At 66.1% G+C, this 22,837-nt stretch carries 17 protein-coding genes; 13 read left to right on the top strand and 4 right to left on the bottom strand.

Annotated elements, in window-relative coordinates; translation table 11 throughout:
• Positions 1 to 35 precede the first annotated feature (35 nt).
• On the bottom strand, positions 36 to 935 hold the full coding sequence (locus AC56LR_RS15350) for a DUF4394 domain-containing protein (protein WP_497131647.1): 900 nt from the start codon (positions 933 to 935) through the stop codon (positions 36 to 38).
• 323 nt (positions 936 to 1,258) lie between these two features.
• Here AC56LR_RS15350 and AC56LR_RS15345 point away from each other — a divergent pair, with 323 nt between their 5' ends.
• The 12 genes from AC56LR_RS15345 (at position 1,259) to AC56LR_RS15290 (ending at position 17,222) form a co-directional block, all read left to right on the top strand.
• Positions 1,259 to 2,479 (top strand): glycosyltransferase, encoded by a 1,221-nt coding sequence (locus AC56LR_RS15345; protein WP_497131645.1) that lies wholly within the window; start codon positions 1,259 to 1,261, stop codon positions 2,477 to 2,479.
• Between the two features lie 117 nt (positions 2,480 to 2,596).
• On the top strand, positions 2,597 to 3,691 hold the full coding sequence (locus AC56LR_RS15340) for a glycosyltransferase (protein WP_497131643.1): 1,095 nt from the start codon (positions 2,597 to 2,599) through the stop codon (positions 3,689 to 3,691).
• Positions 3,688 to 5,652 carry a heparinase II/III family protein gene (locus tag AC56LR_RS15335; RefSeq protein ID WP_497131641.1) on the top strand — a complete coding sequence of 655 codons (1,965 nt, stop codon included), beginning with the start codon at positions 3,688 to 3,690 and terminating at the stop codon, positions 5,650 to 5,652. Before AC56LR_RS15340 ends, AC56LR_RS15335 begins: the two co-directional genes overlap by 4 nt.
• Before the next feature lie 28 nt (positions 5,653 to 5,680).
• Positions 5,681 to 6,793, top strand: a complete 1,113-nt coding sequence (gene wecB / locus AC56LR_RS15330) for a non-hydrolyzing UDP-N-acetylglucosamine 2-epimerase (protein ID WP_497131640.1) — start codon at positions 5,681 to 5,683, stop codon at positions 6,791 to 6,793.
• Positions 6,794 to 6,806: 13 nt separating this feature from the next.
• Entirely contained in the window at positions 6,807 to 7,556 is a 750-nt protein-coding gene (locus AC56LR_RS15325) for a WecB/TagA/CpsF family glycosyltransferase (protein ID WP_497131639.1), read from the top strand.
• A gap of 63 nt (positions 7,557 to 7,619) precedes the next feature.
• Entirely contained in the window at positions 7,620 to 8,618 is a 999-nt protein-coding gene (galE, locus tag AC56LR_RS15320; protein ID WP_497131637.1) for a UDP-glucose 4-epimerase GalE, read from the top strand.
• 16 nt (positions 8,619 to 8,634) lie between these two features.
• Positions 8,635 to 9,813 carry a nucleotidyltransferase family protein gene (locus AC56LR_RS15315; RefSeq protein ID WP_497131635.1) on the top strand — a complete coding sequence of 393 codons (1,179 nt, stop codon included), beginning with the start codon at positions 8,635 to 8,637 and terminating at the stop codon, positions 9,811 to 9,813.
• Complete coding sequence (locus AC56LR_RS15310; protein WP_497131634.1) at positions 9,810 to 11,228, top strand: mannose-1-phosphate guanylyltransferase/mannose-6-phosphate isomerase; 1,419 nt, start codon at positions 9,810 to 9,812, stop codon at positions 11,226 to 11,228. Before AC56LR_RS15315 ends, AC56LR_RS15310 begins: the two co-directional genes overlap by 4 nt.
• Positions 11,229 to 11,521: 293 nt before the next feature.
• Positions 11,522 to 12,229: a PEP_CTERM-anchored TLD domain-containing protein gene (locus AC56LR_RS15305; RefSeq protein WP_497131632.1), complete on the top strand. Its 708-nt coding sequence runs from the start codon at positions 11,522 to 11,524 to the stop codon at positions 12,227 to 12,229.
• A gap of 113 nt (positions 12,230 to 12,342) precedes the next feature.
• On the top strand, positions 12,343 to 13,401 hold the full coding sequence (locus tag AC56LR_RS15300; RefSeq protein ID WP_497131631.1) for a TIGR03790 family protein: 1,059 nt from the start codon (positions 12,343 to 12,345) through the stop codon (positions 13,399 to 13,401).
• A gap of 221 nt (positions 13,402 to 13,622) precedes the next feature.
• Positions 13,623 to 16,601, top strand: coding sequence for an ExeM/NucH family extracellular endonuclease (locus AC56LR_RS15295; RefSeq protein ID WP_497131629.1), 2,979 nt, complete (start codon positions 13,623 to 13,625; stop codon positions 16,599 to 16,601).
• Between the two features lie 12 nt (positions 16,602 to 16,613).
• Positions 16,614 to 17,222 carry an NF038129 family PEP-CTERM protein gene (locus tag AC56LR_RS15290; RefSeq protein WP_497131628.1) on the top strand — a complete coding sequence of 203 codons (609 nt, stop codon included), beginning with the start codon at positions 16,614 to 16,616 and terminating at the stop codon, positions 17,220 to 17,222.
• Between the two features lie 105 nt (positions 17,223 to 17,327).
• On the opposite strand, the gene AC56LR_RS15285 is transcribed toward AC56LR_RS15290, so the two are convergent.
• Entirely contained in the window at positions 17,328 to 17,657 is a 330-nt protein-coding gene (locus tag AC56LR_RS15285) for a hypothetical protein (RefSeq protein WP_497131626.1), read from the bottom strand.
• 318 nt (positions 17,658 to 17,975) lie between these two features.
• Here AC56LR_RS15285 and AC56LR_RS15280 point away from each other — a divergent pair, with 318 nt between their 5' ends.
• Positions 17,976 to 18,401, top strand: coding sequence for a hypothetical protein (locus tag AC56LR_RS15280; RefSeq protein ID WP_497131624.1), 426 nt, complete (start codon positions 17,976 to 17,978; stop codon positions 18,399 to 18,401).
• A 118-nt stretch (positions 18,402 to 18,519) separates the two neighbouring features.
• Here the strand turns inward: AC56LR_RS15280 and AC56LR_RS15275 are convergent, their stop codons facing one another.
• The gene (locus AC56LR_RS15275; protein ID WP_497131622.1) at positions 18,520 to 21,729 is read right to left on the bottom strand and encodes a S8 family serine peptidase; all 3,210 of its coding nucleotides are present in this window, start codon (positions 21,727 to 21,729) and stop codon (positions 18,520 to 18,522) included.
• 37 nt (positions 21,730 to 21,766) lie between these two features.
• Positions 21,767 to 22,570, bottom strand: coding sequence for an NF038120 family PEP-CTERM protein (locus AC56LR_RS15270; RefSeq protein WP_497131621.1), 804 nt, complete (start codon positions 22,568 to 22,570; stop codon positions 21,767 to 21,769).
• Positions 22,571 to 22,837: the final 267 nt, after the last annotated feature.

Genomic DNA, 22,837 nt, shown 5'->3' with positions numbered 1-22,837 from the left:
AAAACCCGCAGCACGCGCTGCGGGTTTTTTTTATGCTACTGGTCCAGCGGGATCGCGATCCCGATCACGCGGAACTGCGCCGGGAACATGCCGCGCAAGGTCGCCTTGCCGGTTGGCAGGTCAATGCCGAACAGGCTGCTCTTGCCGTCCGCGCCGGCCAGCGAGGCCAGGGCACGTAGCTCGACCGTCACCCCATTGCGCACGCTGCTGTAGATGTCGAAGCCGGTTTCGGCGGCTACGTCCAGGCCCAGCTTGCCGGTCGCGGCCAGGGTGCCGTCGTTCGGGGGCGACTGCAGGGCGACCTGGTCCAGCATGGTGTCGAGCGCGTACAGGGTGGTCGCTGTCGTGGCGGACAAGTCGTTATTGGTATACGCCGAGCCGGTTACCATGACCGCGTTCGGGCCGACGGCATTGACCGGCGTCGCGGGCGGGTAGTCCAGCGGATCGTCGGCCAGCGTGACGCCGCCGGTGTTGATGTTGTGGCGCAGGTTCTGCCCGGTATCGCTGACGATGCGCAGGCGGTCGGCGGCAGGATTGAAGTCGACGCCGAACGAGGTCCCATCGAGGGCAACCGTCAGCGTGCTGACGCGGGTTGCCACGGCGGTGCCGGGATCGATCCGGTACACGCCACCACTGCGGCTGACGCCATACAGGCCGCCGTCCTGGACGCGGTAGTCGATCCCCACCAGCACGTCACCATTCATCAGGCCAGTGACCGTGCCGATCGCGCGGGCATGTTCCGGATGCTTTTCGCGGAAACAGACGAGTTGCATGTCGGCGGTCAGTCCGACCACCGCGAGCGGACCGCCGCCGCGCTTGTCGTTCAGGCAGGCGGGGCGGGCTTTTTCGGAAGGGGCCTTGTCGGCCGACACGGCCGGGATTGCCGGCAGGGCGGCAAGGGCGCAGGCAAGCGCCAGGATAACTGGTTTTCTCACGGTGACTCTCCTCGACACGCCGCTCGATTGTTGGCGAAGCGGCTTTGGTTTCAGTGAAACGCGTGGTGCATTGCCCCAACATGAACTTGGTTGGCGGCAATACGGAATCCGGCTCGCCATCGAACCGGTCTCTACTCTACGCGCGGCGCGGGGCGCCGGATGCAGACAATGGAAAATATTTTTTCGACAACGCGGGAGGCGGGGCCGAACGCCTTTTGTTAGCGCTGATGTGCTGAACCGCATATTCAGGCCGCGCAACTGAAACGTGCACGCCGGTTGCTGGGCTAGAATCGGCTGGCCTGTCCTGACGGAATGAGCTCCGCATGCGCACACCGCTGTCGATCGCCTACATCATCCGCGACCCCTTGCCGCCGGCCCGCGCCGACGTGCTGACCCTGTTCGGGGAAGAGATGCCGCGCTACGGCGTGCACAGCGAGATCGTCGGCCAGGCCGGCGGCGACCGGCCTGCGGCGCCCTGGGCGGCCGGCGGCATGCACGCGGTCGGCAGCCTGCGCTCGCGCTTCGCCAGCGTGCTCTCGCCGCTATGGGACTTGCGCGGCCTGCTGCAGGCGGCGCGCCGCGTGCGCCCCGATTGCATTCAGGTGCGCGACAAGATCGCCTCCGGCCTGCTGGGCCGCATCGCGGCAGCAATGCTGGATGTCCCTTTTGTGTACTGGATGTCCTTCCCGATCGTGGAAGGCTTCGAGGTGCGGCGCGATGAGATTGGCCAGCGCAGGCGGGGCCTGGCCTGGTTCGCGCATGCGGTGCGCGCCCGCGCCTCGCGCTTCGTGATCTACCGGCTGGTGCTGCCGGGCGCGCGCCACATCTTCGTGCAGAGCGAGGCCATGGCGGCCTGGCTGGCGGCCCAGGGTTTTGAGCGCGCCCGCATGACGGCGGTGCCGATGGGCGTGGACGCAAGCATGTTCGACCGCGCCACGGTCGAGCCGAGCACCGACCCGCGACTGGCGGGCCGGCGCGTGATCATCTACCTGGGGCGCATCGCCCAATCGCGCGATTCCGGCTTCCTGCTCGAGGTCGCTGCCGAACTCAAGCGCGAAGTCCCCGATATCCTGCTGGTGATCGCCGGGGACGCCGCTTCCAGCGACGAAATGGCCTGGATGCGCGCCGAGATCGCGCGCCGCGGCGTGCAGGAGCACGTGCTGCTGACCGGCTGGCTGCCCCAGCGCGCCGCGCTCGGCTATGCGGTGCGGGCCGAGGTCGGGCTGTCGCCGATCCCGCGCGGCACCCTGTTCGACGTCTCTTCGCCCACCAAGCTGGTCGAATACCTGGCGCTGGGCATTCCCAGCGTCGCCAACGACATTCCCGACCAGCAGCTCGTCATCGAGCAGAGCGGGGCAGGGCTGTGCGTGCCGATGCAGGCGGCGCCGTTCGCCGCCGCCGTACGGCGCCTGCTGGATGACCCGGAACTGTCCGCAACCCTGGCCCAACGTGGTCCGCCTTACGTCCGGCGCCACCGGACCTATGCTATTCTCGGCCGAACAGTTGCAGAAACGTACACAAAAATCCTGCCCGAGAGGAAATAAGGCTGTCCTCATTGTGTTATGCGCATGACATTGAATCGTGCGCTTCCCGGAGACAACACTGTTGTATTATCCAAAACAATTTCTATTTTGCAAACTCCACACGGCAGGTTGGAGGGCATGAAGCGGGCGCCGCGGGTGTTGATGCTCGGCACCGAGCCCGGCGGGCGAGGCGGTGTCGCCACCGTGGTCTCGCTCCTGCGCCAAAGCGGCCTGTTCGAGCGCGAAGGCGTGGTCTACGTGCCGACCCATGCGGAAGGTTCGCGCCTGGCCAAGGCCGGCACTGCACTGACAGGCCTGCTGCGCACGCTGGCCTGCCTGGCGCGCGCGCCAGGGCAACGCCCGCAAGTGATGCACGTGCACGCCGCCTCGAAGGGCAGCTTCGTGCGCAAGTCGGTGCTGCTGGCGCTGGGCCGCGCGGCAGGGTGCAATACCGTGTTCCACCTGCATGGCGCCTGTTTCGATGATTTTATTGCGGGCTCCAGGCCCCTGATGCGGCGCTGGATTCGCCACACGCTGGAACATAGTTCGGTCGTGATTGCGCTGTCGACGCGCTGGGCCGGCTTCCTGCGCGAGTTCGCGCCCGGCGCCCGGGTGGTGGTGGTCCCGAATTCGGTGCCCTTGCCGCGACTCGCGGCGGCGCCGTCCGAGCCGGGACGCATCCTCTTCCTCGGCCAGGTCGAGCCGCGCAAGGGGATTTTCGAGCTGGTCGAGGCAGTGGCCCTGCTGCGCGAGCGCTTCCCGCGGATCGAGCTGGCGGTCGGCGGGCAGGGCGCATTGCCGGAACTGCGGCGCCGCGCCCAGGAGCTGAACGTGGCCGACCGGGTGACCGAACTGGGCTGGATAGACGCCGCGCAAAAGGCCGATGAACTGGCGCGCGCGTCGATCTTCTGCCTGCCTTCGCATGCCGAGGGTTTGCCGATGGCGATGCTGGAGGCCATGGCGGCCGGCAAGGCGATCGTGGTGACTGGCGTGGGCGGCATTCCGGACGCGGTGCGCGATGGCGAGAACGGCATCCTGGTGCCGCCGGGTGACGTGAAGGCGCTGGCGGCGGCCTTGGGGCGCCTGCTGGGAGATGAAGGGGAGAGGCGGCGCCTGGGAGAGCGGGCGCGCGCCACCATACAAGAACAATTCGAGTCCGGCGTGGTGATCGGACGGATAGCCGCAGTCTACGAACAACTTCGCGCCACGAGCGCGAGCCGGGGAGATCGATGAACGCAACACTGAGGATAGGGTGGCTGGTCAACCGGCTGCGCTGCATGTCGGCGGCGGAACTGGGCTACCGGATGCGCCAGGCGGCTTCAACCCGCATGGGGCGGCGCCTGGCCGGCCGCACGGCGCCCGCGCCGCTGCCGCGCGCGCTCACCCTGGCCGTGCACGGCGCCCCCGCGCTCGATCCAGGCGAAGTCGAGGCCTTGCTGCTCGATGCCGAACGCATCTGCGCCGGCCACGTGGTGCTGTTCGCCGAGCGCCGCTTCGACGTCGGCGTGCCCACCGCCTGGAACCGCGACCCCGAGACCGGCGTCACCGGTCCGGCCATCTACGCCGGCGACATCGCCATCACCAACCGCGAACAGGTCGGCGACATCAAGCACGTCTGGGAGCTGAACCGCCACCTGCACCTGGTGCGCCTGGCCCAGGCCTGGGCCGTCAGCGGCGACCTGCGCTGGCTGCATGCGCTCGGCCAGCAGTTGCGCAGCTGGCTGGACCAATGCCCGCCGCTGACCGGCCCCAACTGGACCAGCTCGCTGGAACTGGGCATTCGCCTGATCAACTGGAGCCTGTTGTGGCAGCTCGTCGGCGGCGAGGCCAGCCTGCTGTTCGCCGGCGAATCGGGCCAGAAGCTGCGCGCCGATTGGCTGGGCAGCATCCACGCCCATTGCCGCGGCATCGCGCGCCACCTGTCGCGCCATTCCTCGGCCAACAACCACCTGATCGGCGAACTGGCCGGCCTGTACGTGGGCGCCAGCACCTGGCCGTGCTGGAAGGAGTCGAGCGAGTGGTGCGCCCAGGCGCGGCGCGAACTCGAGCATGAGGCCGTGGCGCAGTTCTCGCGCGACGGCGTCAACCGCGAGCAGGCCTTCGCCTACCACGTGTTCTCGAGCGAATTCCTGTTCGTGGCCGGCCTGTTCGGGCAGGCGAGCAGGAATCCTTTCCAGCGCCCCTACTGGGCGGCGCTGCAGCGCGCGCTGCGCTTCCTGCGCTCGGTGCGCGACTCCAGCGGCAATGTGCCGGCGGTGGGCGACGCCGACGACGGCTGCGTGTTCCGGCTCGACGCCTCCGGCATGGACCGGGCCGGCCAGCTGCTGGCGCTGGGCGACACCGTGTTCGGGGCCCAGGCCGACAATCACCCCGGCGTGCGCTGGCTGCTGCACGCGCTGCCCGGCGCCCGCCCGGACTGCGACCCGCACGAAGTCGCGACGAGCTGGGCTTTCCCTGACGGCGGCTACCTGTTGTTCGGCAACCACTTCGGCGAAGCGAGCGAAATCAAGGGCATGCTCGATTGCGGCCCGGTCGGTTACCTCGGCATCGCCGCCCACGGCCACGCCGACGCGCTGTCCCTGACCCTGTCGGTGGCCGGCGAGGAATGCCTGGTCGACCCCGGCACCTTCTCGTACTGGCAGGAGCAGAAGTGGCGCGACTATTTCCGCGGCACCTCCGCCCATAACACCGTGCGCATCGACGGACAGGACCAGTCCGTCAGCGGCGGGCGCTTCATGTGGCTGCGCAAGGCCGAGGCCCGGATCGAGCGCATGCCGACCTCGCCGCACGAATTCGAATTCCGCGGCTCGCACGACGGCTATACCCGGCTATCCGACCCGGTGCGCCACCTGCGCAGCGTGCGCTTCGACGGCGCCAGCAACGCGCTGGTCGTGCGCGACGAGGTGTCGGCGCGCAAACAACATAAAGTCGAGCTGTTCTGGCATTTCGCCCCGGAACTCGACGTGCGCCTGACCAGCCACGGCCTGTCGGTGCGCGGCAAGCGCTTCGTGCTGCAGATGCAGGCTAGCGGCGCCGACCTGCAGCTCGAACTGGTGCGCGGCGCCGAGAATCCGCCGCTGGGCTGGTATTCGCGCACCTATGAATCGAAGCGGCCCTGCGAAGTGCTCCGTATCACTACCGTATCGTCCGCCGTCCCGGTCGAATGCAGGTTTACAATAACGTTCTTGCATTAACAATTCCTTAACGACTGGAAATGTCATCATGCTAATTTACCTGGTTGCCGGCGCCCGCCCGAACTTCATGAAGATCGCGCCGATCGTGCGCGCGCTGCAGGCCCAGTCGGTCCTCGGCTTCAAGATCATTCATACCGGTCAGCACTACGACCGCGACATGAACGAGGTCTTCTTCGACGAGCTGGGCATTCCGCAGCCGGACGTGTTCATGGCCGCCGGCGGCGGCAGTCATGCCCAGCAGACCGGCAAGATCATGGTCGGCTTCGAAGAGCTGTGCACGGCCGAGCGCCCGGCCGCGGTGCTGGTGGTGGGCGACGTCAATTCCACGCTGGCCTGCTCGATCGTGGCCAAGAAGCTGTGCATTCCCGTGGCCCACGTCGAGGCCGGGCTGCGCAGCGGCGACATGTCGATGCCGGAAGAAATCAACCGCCTCGTCACCGACGCGATTTCCGACTGGTTCTTCGCCACCGAACCGGCCGCGGTCGAACACTTGCAGCGCGAAGGCAAGCCGGGCTCGGCCATCCATTACGTCGGCCACGTCATGGTCGACAACGTGCTCTACCAGGCGGACAAGCTGGAGCGAACCGATACGTCCGGCTTCGACACCAGCGCGTATAAAGCGGCCCGGCAGGCCGCCGGCGGGCGCTACGGCGTGGTGACGCTGCACCGCCCGAGCAATGTCGACGAGCCGGCGACCTTCGCCCGCATCGCGGGGGCGCTGAAAGAGATCTCGAACGAATTGCCGCTGATCTTCCCGGTGCACCCGCGCACCCGCGCGAACATCGAGAAATTCGGCATCGACCTGGGGCCGAACGTGCTGCTCGCCGGCCCGCAGGCCTACATGGCTTTCCTTAACCTGTGGAAGGACGCGGCCGTGGTGCTGACCGACAGCGGCGGCCTGCAAGAAGAAACCACGGCGCTGGGCGTGCCTTGCGTGACCATCCGCGAGAACACCGAGCGCCCCGTCACGGTCGACGAAGGCTCGAACGTGCTGGCCGGCACCGATCCCACGGCCATCGTGCGCGAGACGCGCAAGGTCCTGGCGGGCGAGGGCAAGCAGGGCCGCCGCCCGCACCTGTGGGACGGCCGGGCGGCCGAACGCATCGTGGCCATCCTTGCGAAGGAATTGCAGCAGGCCTAGTGGAGGAAAGCGCATGACTGAACGCATCACGCTGATGGGCTGCCGGGTCGACAACCTGACAATGGAAGAGACGCTGGACAAGGTCGAAGGTTTCATCGCGACCGGTCTGCCCCATCAGCACGTGGTGGTCAACGTGGACAAGCTGGTCAAGGCCAGCCGCGATCCCGAACTGTGCAGGATCATCAACGACTGCGCGCTGGTGAACGTGGACGGCATGCCGGTGGTATGGGCCTCGCGCCTGCTGGGCAGGCCGCTCAAGGAGCGGGTCGCCGGGGTCGATCTGTTCGAGGCGCTGATGGCGCGGGCGGGCGAGAAGGGCTGGCGCGTGTTCCTGCTGGGGGCGCGCGAGGAAGTCGTCAGCAAGGTGGCCGACACGTATACGCGCAAGTATCCGCGCCTGGTGCTGGCCGGCTACCGCAACGGCTACTGGAAGGGCGAGCAAGAAGAAGCGCTGGTGGCCGAGCAGATCCGCGCGAGCCGGGCCGATCTGCTGTTCGTGGCGATCAGCTCGCCGAAGAAGGAGCAGTTCCTCGGCCAGTACCAGGCGCACATGCGGATTCCCTTCGCGATGGGCGTGGGCGGCACCTTCGACGTCGCCATCGGCAAGGTCAAGCGGGCGCCCGTGTGGATGCAGCGCGCAGGGCTGGAATGGTTCTACCGGTTTTTGCAGGAGCCGCGCCGCATGTTCCGGCGCTACTTCATCGAGGACATGGCGTTCATTCGCCTGTTCGTCAAGGAAGCGCTCAAGGGCAGGCAGGTGTGATTCGCTGCGGCATCATTAAGTGCCTGATTAATACATATTACATATCACAGAGAGCGAAACGACATGAAGATTCTGGTTACTGGCGGCATGGGCTATATCGGTTCGCATACCGTCGTCGAACTGCAGAACGCGGGCCATGAGGTGGTCGTGGTCGACAACCTGTCGAATGCCGTCGCATCGGTGCAGGACCGCGTGCAGAAAATCAGCGGCAAGTCCTTCATCTTCGAAGAAGCCGACATCCGCGACCGCGCCGCCCTCGAGCGCGTGTTCGGCGCGCACAAGGTGGACTCGGTGATCCATTTCGCCGGCCTGAAGGCGGTCGGCGAATCGGTGGCCGAGCCGCTGCGCTACTACGACAACAACGTCAACGGCAGCGTCATCCTGTTCGAGACGATGGCCAGGTTCGGCGTCAAGTCGCTGGTGTTCTCGTCCTCGGCCACGGTGTACGGCGACCCGGCCTCGGTGCCGATCCGCGAAGATTTCCCCTTGTCGGCCACCAATCCCTACGGCCGCAGCAAGCTGATGATCGAAGACATCCTGCGCGACCTGGCCAAGGCCGAGCCGGACTGGCGCATTGCGCTGCTGCGCTATTTCAACCCGGTGGGCGCCCATGAAAGCGGCCTGATCGGCGAAGAGCCGAACGGCATCCCGAACAATCTCGTGCCCTACATCGCCCAGGTCGCCAACGGCCAGCGCGAGAAGCTCTCCGTCTTCGGCGGCGACTACCCGACCCCGGACGGCACCGGCCTGCGCGACTACATCCACGTGGTCGATCTCGCGATCGGCCACGTGAAGACCCTGGACCGCCTGGCCAAGGGCCCGGGCATCCTGACCTATAACCTCGGCACTGGCCGCGGCAACAGCGTGCTGGAAATGGTGCACGCCTTCGAGGCCGCCTGCGGGCGCCCGATCGCCTACCAGATCGTCGATCGCCGTCCGGGCGACGTGGCCAAGTGCTACGCCGACCCGGCCAAGGCGCGCGAAGAGCTGGGCTGGACTGCCGAGCGCGACGTCGCTCAAATGTGCGCCGACTCCTGGCGCTATCAAACCACAGCCAAATAATCCAAAGGACAGCCACATGAAAGCCATGATTCTCGCAGCAGGCAAGGGCACGCGCGTACGCCCGCTGACCTATGACCTGCCGAAACCGATGATTCCCCTGCTGGGCAAGCCCGTGATGGCTTACCTGGTCGAACACCTCAAGAAGCATGGCGTGACCGAAATCATGGTCAACGTCAGCTGGCTGCACGAAAAAATCGAAGAATACTTCGGCGAAGGCGAGCAGTTCGGCGTCCAGATCGGCTATTCCTTCGAAGGCTATATCAAGGACGACGGCGAAGTCGTGCCCGAGCCGATCGGCTCGGCCGGCGGCATGAAGAAGATCCAGGAATTCGGCGGCTTCTTCGACGACACCACCATCGTGCTGTGCGGCGACGCCCTGATCGACCTCGACCTGAAAGCGGCCCTGCTCGAGCACCGCCGCAAGGGCGCGATGGCTACCGTCATCACCAAGGAAGTACCTTGGGACAAAGTCTCGTCCTACGGGGTAGTGGTCACCGACGCCGACGGCCGCATCGTCGAGTTCCAGGAAAAGCCGACCGAAGAAGAAGCGAAATCCAATTTCATCTCCACCGGCATCTATATCTTCGAGCCGGAAGTGATCGACCTGATTCCGTCGGGCGTGTCCTTCGACATCGGTTCCGAGCTGTTCCCGCTGCTGGCCGAGCGCGGCCTGCCGTTCTATGCCCAGGGCCGCCCGTTCAACTGGCTCGACATCGGCACCATGAGCGACTACTGGGAAGTGCTGCAGACCGTGCTGACCGGCGAAGTCAACCACATGGACGTGCCGGGCATCCAGATCGAGCCGGGCGTCTGGACCGGCCTGAACACCAGCATCAACTGGGAAGGCACCACCATCGAAGGCCCGGTCTATATCGGCTCCAACGTCAAGATCGAAGCCGGCTCGCGCATCGTCGGCCCGACCTGGATCGGCCACGGCAGCCACATCTGCGAAGGCGCGGAAGTGATTCGTAGCGTGTTGTTCGAATACACACGGGTGTTGCATGATGTAACATTGCATGAAATGATCGTTTTCAAGGACTACAGTGTCGACCGCAAGGGCGAGATGAAACATGCGTCCGAGTACTCGTCACGGGAGTGGCTCAATGCACGCGACCGCCGCCGCTCGGGACGGTCTGAAAGCGATGGCCAGAATGAGAACGAATCCGAGAAAATGAAAGAGAAAGTCAGCGCATGAAAATTTATCCAGTCATCCTCTCCGGCGGCGCGGGCACGCGCCTGTGGCCACTGTCGCGGGCCGTGCTGCCCAAGCAGCTGCTGCCGCTGGTGGCCGACAAGACCATGCTGCAGGAAACCGCGCAGCGAGTGGCCGGCTGGCCCGGAGTGATGGCGCCGCTGGTCGTGTGCGGCAATGATCACCGTTTCATGGTGGCCGAACAAATGCGCGAGATCGGCATCACGCCGCTCGGCATCCTGCTCGAGCCGGTCGGCCGCAATACCGCCCCGGCGGTCGCGGCGGCGGCGAACTTCCTGAAAGCCATCGATCCGGAAGCGCTGATGCTGGTGCTGCCGGCCGACCACGTCATCGAGAACGGCGCCGCCTTCCGCGACGCGGTCGAACGCGCCGTGACCCTGGTGGGGCAGGGCGCCCTGGCCACCTTCGGCATCGTGCCGACCGGCCCGGAAACGGGCTACGGCTACATCCGCCGCGGCGAGGCCGTCGCCAATTGCGGCGACTGCTACCAGGTGGCGCGTTTCGTCGAAAAGCCGGACGCCGCCACCGCCCAGTCCTTCCTCGACGAAGGCGGCTATTACTGGAACAGCGGCATGTTCATGTTCGGGGCCCAGCGCTTCCTCGATGAACTGCAGCTGCACGCGCCGAACATCGCCGAAGCGGTCGAGAAGGCCGTGCGCACCGGCTACCGCGACCTCGACTTCTGCCGCCTGGAAGAAGAAGCCTTCTCCGGCAGCCCGTCCGATTCCATCGACTATGCCGTCATGGAAAAGACCCGCCACGCGGCCGTGGTGCCGGCCGACATCGGCTGGAACGACGTCGGCTCCTGGTCGGCGCTGTGGGAAGTGCAGCCGAAGGACGAGAACGGCAACGCCCGGCGCGGCGACGTGTATCTGGATGGCGTGAAGAATTCGCTGGTGCGCGCCGAAAGCCGCATCGTGGCCGTGGTCGGCGTCGAAGACCTGATCGTGGTCGAGACCCAGGACGCGGTGCTGGTCACCCACAAGAGCCAGGTCCAGCGCGTCAAGCAGGTGGTCGACCACCTCAAGTCCAGCTCGCGCACCGAGCACCTGCACCACACCAAGGTCTACCGCCCGTGGGGCCATTACGAAGGCATCGATGCGGGCGACCGCTTCCAGGTCAAGCGCATCACCGTGAAACCGGGCGAAAAGCTCTCGCTGCAGATGCACCACCACCGCGCCGAGCACTGGGTCGTGGTGTCGGGCACCGCGCGCGTGACCTGCGGCGAAAAGGTCAGCCTGCTGTCGGAAAACGAATCGACCTATATCCCGATCGGCATGAACCACCGCCTGGAAAACCCGGGCAAGCTGCCGCTGCACATCATCGAAGTGCAATCCGGTAGTTATCTGGGCGAGGACGACATCGTCCGCTTCGAGGACATCTACAAACGCGCCTGACCCACGCGCATCTGCTGCACAGCCCGCCATGGAAGACCATGGCGGTCAGATCATCGTAGGGTGGCCGGCTTTGCCGGCCGCGCGTTCACATCACCGATGCGCTGTGGCAAATCAAATCGGAGCTGGACGCGCGGCCGGGAAAACCCGGCCACCCTACGTTTTTTTGCAAACTGAACGGTATTCCATCCATTGCGGCTTTTTTTGCGCAAAACAATTGCCCAAAACAAGCGAATCTACCCACGCCGGATAGCAGGCATACAATCCCCTGACGAGAACCGAGCGGGGGGATCATCATGAAATCGATCGTTGCGGCGGGAGCTCTCGCCTTCGTCCTGGCGGCGCCGGCGGTGCAGGCGCAAGGCAGCGCGCCCTTGCTGGACCTCACGCTCTACGGCCAGCTCGAGCGCTGGCTCGGGGCCGGCCGGCTCGACCTGCAAAACCTCTACACCCGCCGGGAAGGCGACGACTCGCTCGATTTCCACGCCGCCGTGGACGGCCGCGGCACCACCTTCACACTGATGCAGGTGAGTAACGCCAGCGGCGACAGCTGGCTGGTCGGCGGCTACAACCCGCAAAGCTGGTCCTCGACGGACGGCTGGCACGTCACCGAGCGCTCCTGGCAGCGCACCGCCTTCATCTTCAACTACACCGACCCGCGGGTCTGGCGCCAGGTGGCGCTTGATGACGTCCTGCCGAGCCGGGGCGCGCGCCAGACCTATAACGTGCCCGACCATGGCCCCACCTTCGGGGCCGGCCCCGACCTCCTGGTCAACGACCGGCTCGATACGGCCCTGTCCTGGCAAGTCTCGTACGGCCTGCTCGAAGGCGAAACCGAGGGACGCAGCATCATCGACCTGAGCAGCGGCGGCCAGCTGTTCCGCGTCGATGCGCTCGAGATGTACTCGGTGTCGGTCGTCCCGGAACCGGCAACGAGCGCCATGCTCGCCGCCGGCCTGGGCGTGCTGGGCTGGGCGGGAATGCGCCGCCGCCGCCAAGGCTGAGCCGCGGGCAAAGCAGGGCAGGGCGTGCGCTCATCCGTGAACGGGGCCGGCCGTCCCTGTGGCATGATGGCGGCTGAGCCCGGCCTTGCCTTTCGTTCATCCAGCGATCCTCCATGCGACCACGCTTCTCCGCCGTCCTGCCGTCCTGCCTCGTCCTCGCCCTTGCCCTTGGCGCCCTCCACCCGCGTGATGCTTGCGCCGCCCTCAAGCCGGCCCAGCTGGCGATCGTCATCAACGACGCGGACCCCGACAGCGTGGCCGTCGGCGAGTACTACCGCAAGCGGCGCGAGATCCCCGCCGCCAATGTGGTGCACGTGCGGATCCCGGGCAAGCCGCGCAGCATCGGCGCCGCGCAATTCCGTCTGCTGAAAGAAGAGATCGACAACAAGCTCGGCCCCGACGTGCAGGCCGTGCTGATGGTCTGGACCGCGCCGTATGCGGTGGAATGCAATTCGATTACCAGCGCCTATACCCTCGGCTTCGACGGCAGCCAGTGCATGAAACCCTGCGCCGCCGGCCAGCCCAGCCCCTATTTCAACAGCAGGTCGGCGCGGCCCTGGAGCGAGCACGGCTTGCGCCCCTCGATGCTGCTGCCTACCAGCCTGCAGGCGCCCGGTGCGCAAGGAGCGCCTTCGCGCCAGGGCGCGAAAGACCTGGTCGACCGCGGTATCGCGGCGGGTTTCCGCACCGTGCCGGCCACGGCCTACTACCTGGTCACCTCGGAGAAGGCGCGCAACAGCCGCGCCGGCTTCTTCCCGCCCCCTGGCCGCGTGGCCGCGCGCCGCCTGGCCATCAAGCAGGTGCAGGGCGACGTGCTCGAAGGCGTGCAGGACGTGCTGGTCTACCAGACCGGCATGGCCGAGGTCGCCAAACTCGAAACCCTCCATTTCGTCCCCGGCGCCCTGGCCGATCACCTGACCTCGCTCGGTGGCGACCTGCTCGGCAGCAGCCAGATGAGCAGCCTGCGCTGGCTCGAGGCGGGCGCCACCGCCAGCTACGGCACCGTGAGCGAGCCCTGCAACCACTGGCAGAAATTCCCGAATCCCTCCGTCCTGCTGCGCCGCTACCTCGGCGGCGACAGCGCCATCGAAGCCTACTGGAAGAGCGTGGCCTGGCCCGCCCAGGGCCTGTTCATCGGCGAGCCGCTGGCGGCGCCGTATCGTGGCCGCTAGCGCCTGCCGTTTTCCTGTCCCCGTATTCCTTCTTGAACTGTCGCGCTTTCCCGACAGTTCGCGTGCGCGCGGGGCTAATTCGGCAGTTCCCCCTGTAAGCTTTCTTTTCTTGTCATCAAGTTGTCAAATTATTTATTTACTATGCATTTTGCTAATGGTAAATTACGTTCTGCCAACAAATGTTCTGTGACAATTATCCGTTCTACCTTACCAGGATCCCCATGAACAAGTTCCTCGCTTCGATACACACTCCCGGACGGCGCACCGTGCTGGCCGCGCTTCTTGCCAGCCTGTCGGTCTCCGCTTTCGCCGAACCGGCCAACGTCGTCATCAGCCAGGTGTATGGGGGCGGCGGCAACACCGGCGCGACCTTCCGCCACGATTTCATCGAGATCTTCAACCGCGGCAGCACCGCGGTGACGATTGGCGGCTGGAGCGTGCAGTACGCATCGAGCACCGGCAACAGCTGGCAAGTGACGGCGATCCCGGATGGTGTGGAATTGCAGCCGGGCCAGTACTACATGATCCGCGAAGCGGCGGGCTCGGGCGGCACGACCGACGTGCCGTCGGACATCGTGGGCACGATCCCCATGGCCGGCGGCGCCGGCAAGGTGGCGCTGGTCAGCGCCAAGACGGCGTTGAGCGGCACCAATCCGACCGGCGCCCCGGTGGTCGACCTGGTCGGCTACGGCGGCGCCAATGCATTCGAGGGCAGCGCCCCGACCGCCGCCCTGACCAATACCACCTCGGCCTCGCGCAAGACCTTCGGCTGCGTGGACACCGATTCGAACAGCGGCGACTTCACCGTCGGCACCATCACCCCGCGCAAGAGCGACAGCCCGGTCAATATCTGCGGCGGAGGCGGCGCGGTCGCCGAGCCGATCATCGCCACCTGCCCGGCATCGATCCTGCGCCCGTATAACGAGAGCGCGTCCGGCGCCCTGAGCGCGATCGACAAGGACAGCCGCGTCACCGGCGCCGTCATCACCTCCGGCGCCGTCGCCGGCATCCGCCTCGAGAACTTCACCGCATCCGGCAGCAACAACAGCACTGCCACGGTCACCCTGGTGGCCGATGCTTCGGTGGCCGCGGGCAACCACGCGGTGACGATCAACTTCACCAACGACGGCAGCCAGGCCAAGAGCTGCACCGTCACCGTGCGCAGCAGCGGCAACCTCAGCATCCCGGTCATTCAGGGTGCGGGCGCGGCCAGCAGCTACACCGGCACGATCCAGACCACCGAAGGCGTGATCACCGCCAAGGTCGGCAGCGGCTATTTCATCCAGGACGCCGCCGGCGACAAGGATCCGACGACCTCGGACGGCATCTTCGTCTTCGGTACCACCGCAGGCGTGGTAGGCGACCTGGTGCGCGTCACCGGCCTGGTGACCGAATACACCCCTTCGGGCTCGACCGGCAGCTACACCGAACTGACCAATACCACCTCGTCGGTGGTCGGCGCCGGCCCGGCGATCAGCGCCACCAACATCGCACTGCCCGCGGCCAGCCTCGAGCCCTTCGAAGGCATGCTGGTGCGCTTCACCGGCCCGCTGACGGTCAACCAGAACGCCTATGTCGGCGCGCGCGGCGAGCTCACCCTGTCGAGCGGCCGTCGCGAAATCCCGACCAACCGCTACCGCCCGGGCACCCCGGAAGCGCTGGCGCTGGCAGCGGCCAATGCCAGCAACGAGATCGTGCTCGACGACGGCCTGTTCGTCACCCCGACCATCATCCCCTACATCGGTGAAGATGCTACCGTGCGCACCGGCGACACCGTCACCGGCCTGGAAGGCGTGCTCGATTTCGGCGCCCTCGGCGGCGGCGGCGGCGGCTTCAAGCTGCAGCCGACGATTGCACCGGTGTTCTCGCGCAGCAACCCGCGCACCGGCGCACCAGTGCTGCCGGCCGGCGTCAAGGTGGCCAGCGCCAACGTGCTGAACTTCTTTACCACCTTCTACAACGGCAGCGACGTCAACGGCGCCACGGGGCAGGGCTGCACCATCGGCACCACCACCCGCGCCACCAACTGCCGCGGCGCGAACAACATGATCGAGTTCGTGCGCCAGCGCGACAAGATCGTCAAGTCCCTGGTAGCCCTGAATGCCGACGTGGTGGGCCTGATGGAAATCCAGAACAACGGCGACACCGCCGTTTCCTACCTGGTCGGCAGCCTCAACGAGGCGCTGGGCGGCCCGGTGTACGCGGTGGTGCCCAAGCCGCCTGCAACCGGCACCGACGCCATCCGCGTCGCCATGATCTACAAGCCGTCGGCGCTCACGCTGGCCGGCGCGTCGATGTCGGACGGCGACGGCCTCAACAACCGTGCGCCGATGGCGCAGACCTTCAAGGCCAACAACGGCGCCAGGTTCTCGGTCGTGGTCAACCACCTGAAGGCCAAGGCCGGCTGCCCGGGCGGCACCGGTCCCGACACCGACCGCGGCGACGGTCAGGGCTGCTGGAACGCCCTGCGCGTCCAGCAGGCCCAGCGTCTTGCCACCGTCTTCATCCCGCAGGTCAAGGCCAGTGCGGGCGACGACGACGTGCTGGTGATCGGCGACATGAATGCCTACGGCTTCGAAGACCCGATCGCGACCATGACCGGCGCCGGCCTGGTCAACGAGCTCGAGCGCTTCGTGCGCCCGGACGGCATGGCATATTCGTATGTCTTCGGCGGCGAAAGCGGCTACCTCGACCACGCACTGACCACGCCGTCGCTGAGCGCCCAGGTGGCCGGCGCGGCCGAATGGCACAACAATGCCGACGAGCCGGAAGTCATCGACTATAACCTCGAGGACAAGCCGCAGGACCTGTACGCCAACAATGCCTACCGCGCATCGGACCACGACCCGGTGATCGTCAGCCTGGCCCTGACCCCGACCTTCTCGAACGTGACGGCAAGCTTCTCGGTCTACCGTTCGGGCCTGGCCCTGAACCGTGCCACCGGCCAGTACAGCGGCACCTACCGGTTCACCAACACGACCGGCGCGGCCATCAACGGACCCTTCCAGGTCGAAGTGGGCGGCCTGCCTGCCGGCGTGACCCTGGCCAACGCCAGCGGCACCCGCAACGGCCTGCCCTACATCACGGCCACTGCGGCCTCGATCGCACCCGGTGCGAGCGTGACGCTGACCACCGTGTTCAACAACCCATCCAAGGTCGGCATCAATTACAGCGCGACCATTTATTCCGGTTCATTCTAAGGAAGACAGACCATGTTCAATCCAACCCGTTTCCTGCGCCAGGCGCTCGTGGCCCTGGCCCTGGCAAGCAGCTCGCTCGCAGCCCTGGCCGCGCCGATCAGTTTCCACGTCGATGTCGACACCGGCACGCTGGCCGACGGCGGCTTCCTCGACCTGCAGTTCAACGGGCTGCTCCCGGCGCTGCCTGCCACGGCCACCTTCTCGAATTTCAGCGGCGCCTTCGGCGCGGCCGACATCCTCGATAACGTGGTCCTGAACGCCGACGGCAGCTTCACGCTCGCCAACGGCCCGGATTTCGGCAGCTACCTGAGTTTCAATGTCGGCTTCGGCGGCCTGCTGGGCTTCGACGTGCTGTTCAGCGACGACTACAGCCTGGATGCCGGCACCGACGGCAGCACGCTGACGGTCGGCCTGTTCAATGACGCCGGCGCTCTCGGCAGCATGGATGGCATCATCGCCCGCTTCGAGCTGATCCCGGGTGTCGGCGTCGATGCGGCAGTGACCGGCGACTTCACCACGATCGGCGCGGTCACCGCGGCCGTGCCGGAGCCGTCGGACTGGCTGCTGATGGCAACCGGACTGGCCTTGCTGGGTTTCACGCTGCGCCGCTCGGCCCGCTAAGCAGGGGAAGGCGGCTGCGCGCCGCGGAATAAAAAAAACACACCATGCCGCAAGGCTGGTGTGTTTTTTCTTTGGGCAGGACGCCTGTGCGGCGCCTGGGGAAAATCAGGACTGGCTGCTGTCGTCGGCTGCTGCGCGGCGCATGGCGTCGATGCGGTAGGCTTCGGCATTGCCGTCGATGATGCGCAGGCTGGCGCAGCCTTCGGCGGCGCAGTCCGGCGTCGGGCTGTTCGGGCCGGCGGCGGTGGCGACCATGCCGGCACTGCCGGCGCTGGTGCCGGAGGCCGATGCGGCGGCAGGGCTTTGCACCGTCGCGGCCAGCTGCATCGGGGCGAACTGGATCGTGGTCTGGGTGTCCTGCTGGCCGGCACCGCAGGCGGTGAGGAGGGCGCTCAAGGCGATAATGGAGACAGTACGGAAGCTGAAGGAGTTCATGATCGTTTTGGAGCGAGCTCGTCGGTAACAGGTTCTATTGTAGTGAGTAAATTTTTCCGATGCTCAATTTATTTTGATAAATAAGTTGCAATGTTAAGAATTGGAAAGCGTGTTGAACGGAGTTTCCAGAAGTTAATGTAGATTAGGGCATATATCCTCAGAGCAATAAAAAATTCTTCATAGAAAATAGTGCGCTGAGTCAACAGGCGAATGTTGCTTGCCAACGACGGCGGAAACATGTTTTTCTCTTTGGAAAAGAACTCCTGACAACTCTGTGATTCGCTTGACCACGCCTTTGACCCGGGCGAAGATGGGGCCATGCGAAAACTCCTCCTCATCCTCATGCTCGGCTGCACTGCCTGCACTTCCCAGGCGCAGGATCCGGGCCGTATCAATCCGCCGGCGACTCCGCCGGCTTCTTCCACCGCACCGGCGCCAGGCCAGGACACGCTGGCGCGCCTGCGCGCCGCCGTCGGCAGCGCAGCCTGCACCGACAGCGGCCAGTGCCGCACGCTGCCGGTCGGCGCGCGCGCATGCGGCGGCCCCGAGGGCTATCTGGCGTATTCGACTGCGGGCGGCAAGGAGGCGGCGCTGCGCGCGCTGGCCGAGCAGCACCAGCAGGAAGCCCGGGCGGCCAATGCCAAGTCGGGCATGGTGTCCACCTGCCGATTCATGCCCGACCCGGGCGCGGTCTGCACGGCCGGTACCTGCCAGCTCGGCAGCGCCCAGAACGCGGCGAGCTGAGCACCGGCCAACTCATCATTTTCTTCCAGACGTAAAAAAACGCTGCGTGCCCTGGGGCACGCAGCGTTTTTTTTGTATCTACTGCAACCCGGCCGGCAGGGCCGGCCGGGTCAGGCGCTTAGTTTGCGCCGGTCAGGACGTTGCCGTTGGCTGCCACTTCCTTGCCTTCGGCCGCTGGGACCGGGACCGGGTTGGTCGCATCCACGGTCACCAGCGAGGTGCCGATGTTGGTGGTGCCATTCATCAGGTAGTTCACCGCGCCCAGGTAACGCTGGCCTGCGACCAGGTTGCCCCAGCTGACGCTGGCCGACGAGGTGCCGCCGACGAAGACGCTGGCCGGGACGCTGACCTTCATGTCGCCGCCGGTGTCGCTGCTGCCCACCACCCACGATGCCAGGGTGTAGGTCGAGCTGCCGCCGTTCGGTGCATAGCCGGCCACGCAGACACGGTAGGTGCCGGCTGCCGGAGCGGCCAGGGTGACCATTTCGTTCGAGGTCGCGTTGCCGCTGTAGCCGACCTGGACACCGGCCGAGTTGAACACGATCAGGTCGAGGTCGTCCGACTTGCCGGCCTTGAAGCCGCTGGTGTCGATATCGCGCAGCGAGAAGCGGGCCACCATCGTATTCGCAGGAACGGTGACGCTGGTGGCAGTTACGCCGGCTGCGCCGCCGTTCTTGCACTCGAGCACGCCGCCATCGGCTGCCAGGGTACGGCCAACGGTCTGCACCGCCAGGGTTGCCGGCTTCAGGCCGCCTTTGACCGCGCTCAGCTTGCCGCTGAAGCCGGTACCGACGGTGAACACCTGGTTGCCGGTCACTTGCTCGCTATGCAGTGCGGCAGGAGCGGTGAACGCCTGTGGCCGGGCGGTCAGCGGGCTGCGCGCCACATACTTGCTGTCGGCGCTGCGCCATTCCAGCGCGCCGAAACTGTAGGCATTCATCACGGCGTCGGTGCGGGTCAGGCTGACGTTGAACGTGCCTTTGGCGCCCGGCGCCAGGGTCAGGCTGGCCGGGCTGACGGTGACGGTGAAGCCCGGCAGCGAGGCGGTCGCGTTGAAGGTCTGCGGCTGGCCGCTGACGTTGGTGACGGTACGCGTCATGGTCAGCTTGCCCAGCACGCTGCCCGAGGTCAGCGACGGCAGGTTCAGGTTGTGCGCCGCGATGCTGCCGGTCTGCGAGCAGGTCGCCGCGCCGACGATGCCGCCCACGCCGCACATGAAGCGCAGGTAGTCGGTGGTGCCGGCGTCGTACACCAGGCCCGGGTCGGTTGCCTTGTTCGGCACGACGTGGCCGGCGCCCTGGCCCCAAGGCAGCAGGCCGTTGGCGGCGCCTGCCTGGCCGTCGTTGAAGGTGCTGGCGGCGGTGGTCATCAGGGCCGACTTGATGGCGGCTGGCGACCACTCGGGGTGCTGCTGCTTGAGCACGGCGGCCAGGCCGGCCACGTGCGGGCTCGACATCGAGGTGCCCTGGTAGGACGCCCATGCGGCGCCCGGTACTGCGCTGCCGTTGGCGATGGCATCGCGCTCGGCCTGGGTCTTGACCGGGGTGACGCCGGCGATGACGTCCACGCCAGGCGCAGTCAGGTCAGGCTTGAGGATGCTGGTATAGCCCTTGTTCGGGCCGCGCGACGAGAAGCCGGCCATCATCGGGGCAGCGGCGCTGCCGACCTGTGCCGACCAGGTGCCGATCGACACGGTCGGGTTGTTGCCAGCTTGCACGTAGGTGCGCAGGGCAGTGCCGTTCGTCAGGCTGATGTGCACGGTCGGAATGCTGTGTACTTCCGCCACCAGGGAATTGGCGGTGTCGATCAGGACCATGCCCTTGCCGCCGACTGCGGCGACGGCGCGGCTCTTGTCGGTACGGGCGTTGTTGCCGCGCTCGCACAAGACCACCTTGTCGGCGACCAGGCTGGCGTCCAGCGCAGCTGCCGGGGAGCCGCCGAAGGTGACGCGGTCGGCCGCGGTGTAGCACAGGCGGCGCGCCAGCTGGTCGGCTGCGCTCAGCGTAGCGAACGGGACCAGGCCGGCATCGCGCGCCGAAATGGCCGGGGTCGCAGGCAGGGCGGTCGTGTTGAGCGACGCGCCGATGTAGCTGGTGCCGGCGCCGGTGGTGGCGGTAGCGCCGTTGAGGCGGTTGTGGGTCGATGCGGCGACCGTCGTCACCCATGGGCTCAGGTGGGCGACGGCATTCGCCGGGCCGCTGTTGCCGGCCGAGGCGGCCACGAAGACGTTGGCGTCGGCGGCGCCGAAGAAGGCCAGTTCGACCGCGTCGGCCACGCTGGTCTGCGAGCCGCTGATCGAGAAGTTGATCACGTCCACGCCGTCGATGACGGCCTGGTCGATCGCGGCCACGGTGTCCGAGTTGTAGCAGCTGTTGCGGGTGCCCGAACCGTCAGGGTTGGTCGCGTCCGGGAAGGTCCAGCACACTTTATAGGCGGCGATGCGGGCACGCGGCGCCATGCCGCTGGCCTTGCCCATCGCAATGCCGTTCATGGTGACGGCGACATTGCTGTTGCCGCCGGCGGTGCTGGCGGTGTGGGTGCCGTGGCCGCCGTGGCCGCTAGGACCATCCACCGAGTCGCGTGGCGACACGAAGTCGGTCCAGTGCATCGGGCGGCCGCTGGCGATGAAGCCCTTGTTGAAATAGCGCGCGCCGATCAGTTTGTTGTTGCAATGCGAGGCGGCGAAGCCTTCGCCGGTGACGCAGGCGCCGTTCCAGCCGCTTGGCGCCGCGCCGAAGGCCAGTTCGCCCGATGCGTCGAAGGTCGGGTCGCCATTGGCGTCCACGCGGTCGGCGAATGCCTTGTTCTCGGGCCAGATGCCGCCATCGACGATACCGATGACGATGCCTTCGCCAGCCTGGCCGCCGGCCGACTTGCTCCACAGGCCGGTGCCGTCCTTCTTGTCGATGCCCAGGAAGGTCGGGGTGAAGTTGGTGTCCGGGGTGCGCGCTTCGTCGGCGGTGATGTTGGCGACGGCCGGGTTACCCTTGAGCGCCTTGACTTCGTCCTCGGTCATCATGGCCGAGAAGCCGTTGAAGACGACCTTGTACTTGTGGGTGACCTGGGCCGCAGTGACGCTGGACAGCACGCTGTCCTGCTTCTGGTCGAGGTAGGCGACATAGGCTTGCACGTCGCCGGCGCTGACGTTGAGCTGCTGGCCGGCGGCCGGTTTGGTTGCAGGCAGGCCGGCGACTCCGCCGGTGTAGGAGGCGACCGGCTTGTCGGCCAGTTGCACGATATAGGAGCGGCGCACCTCGTCGGCGGAGGCGCTCATTGCCACGCTGGAGAGCAGCGCGAGTACGGCGAGGGAAACAGGACGCAGTTTCATGTGATTTTTTCCTTGTTCTATGAGGGTCGGCAAGCGCTTACTTGGCGCTCTTGCGGCGGCGGGCGGCGCTCAGGCCGGCCACGCCCATCAGCATCAGGCCGATGGTTGCCGGCTCCGGCACTTCGGACAGGGTGATGTTGTCCACGCCGAACTGGGCCTGGTTCCGGGTGAAGTCGCGCGCCTGCTGGCACGCGCCGGCTTCGTCGAACAGGCAGGAGCTGATGGTCAGGCTGGTCAGGACGGCCGAGTTGAAGGCGCTACCGACCGAGAAATCGCCGAACACGAAGTTGCCGCCCGCGTCCTGGCCCGGGAACTCGGCGGCGGTGGAGATCGTTGCGCCGGCGGCGGTGGTGCCGCGCAGGAGCAGGCGGCCGTAGCTGGCGTTTACCAGGCCGGGGACCGGGCCGACGAAGGCGAACGACAGGCCTTGCAGCTGGAACCAGCTGTTGGCCAGGGTGCTGGTGATCTTCAGCGAGCCGTCGTTCAGGCCGGCGTAGTACATGCCGTCGCCGCCGGTCGGGCAAGCCGTGACCGTGCACGAGTAAGGGTTGGCAGACTGGATCTGCGCGCCGACCAGGCCGTAATCGCTTGCGTCGGCCGTCGGGCTGTTCTGGACCTGCAGCAGGAAATGCTGGTCCATGAACTGGTCGCCGGTGTTGTAGGCGGTATCGAACTCGCCCAGCGCCGAGGTGACGACGTTCTCGACGTTTTCAAACGTGAGGACGGTTGCCTGAGCAGGAGCGAAGGCGCCCAGGGCGGCGACGACCGATGCGCACAGCAGGTTTTTCAGGACGGCGGGCACGGCGTTGGTGCGCGCGGTAGTTTGGTTTTCGCGTTTCATCAGTCTGGTTACCTTTATTGGTTGGTATGTTTGGTAGTGCCGATTGCTGTGCCGGTCCCCGGCAATGTTTTTCCACCCCGCATTTTCCGTTACGGGTTGCAACCGAATATAGCAAAGGAAATAATGATCATGTAAAAAATTTTAACGTAGGAAATTTTTTGGCTGGGCAAATGTACCGCAGAAAATTCTGTTTCTCCTAACAAAGTGCAGTTTCAAGTAATCAGGTTTTTTTGTCAGAAATATGCGACAAGCGTGAGATGTCGGGTG

The organism is Telluria sp. ZT3P39, assembly GCF_059685935.1.
The sequence above is the reverse complement of the archived record's forward strand: the minus strand, read 5'-3'. Positions and strand labels throughout refer to the sequence as shown.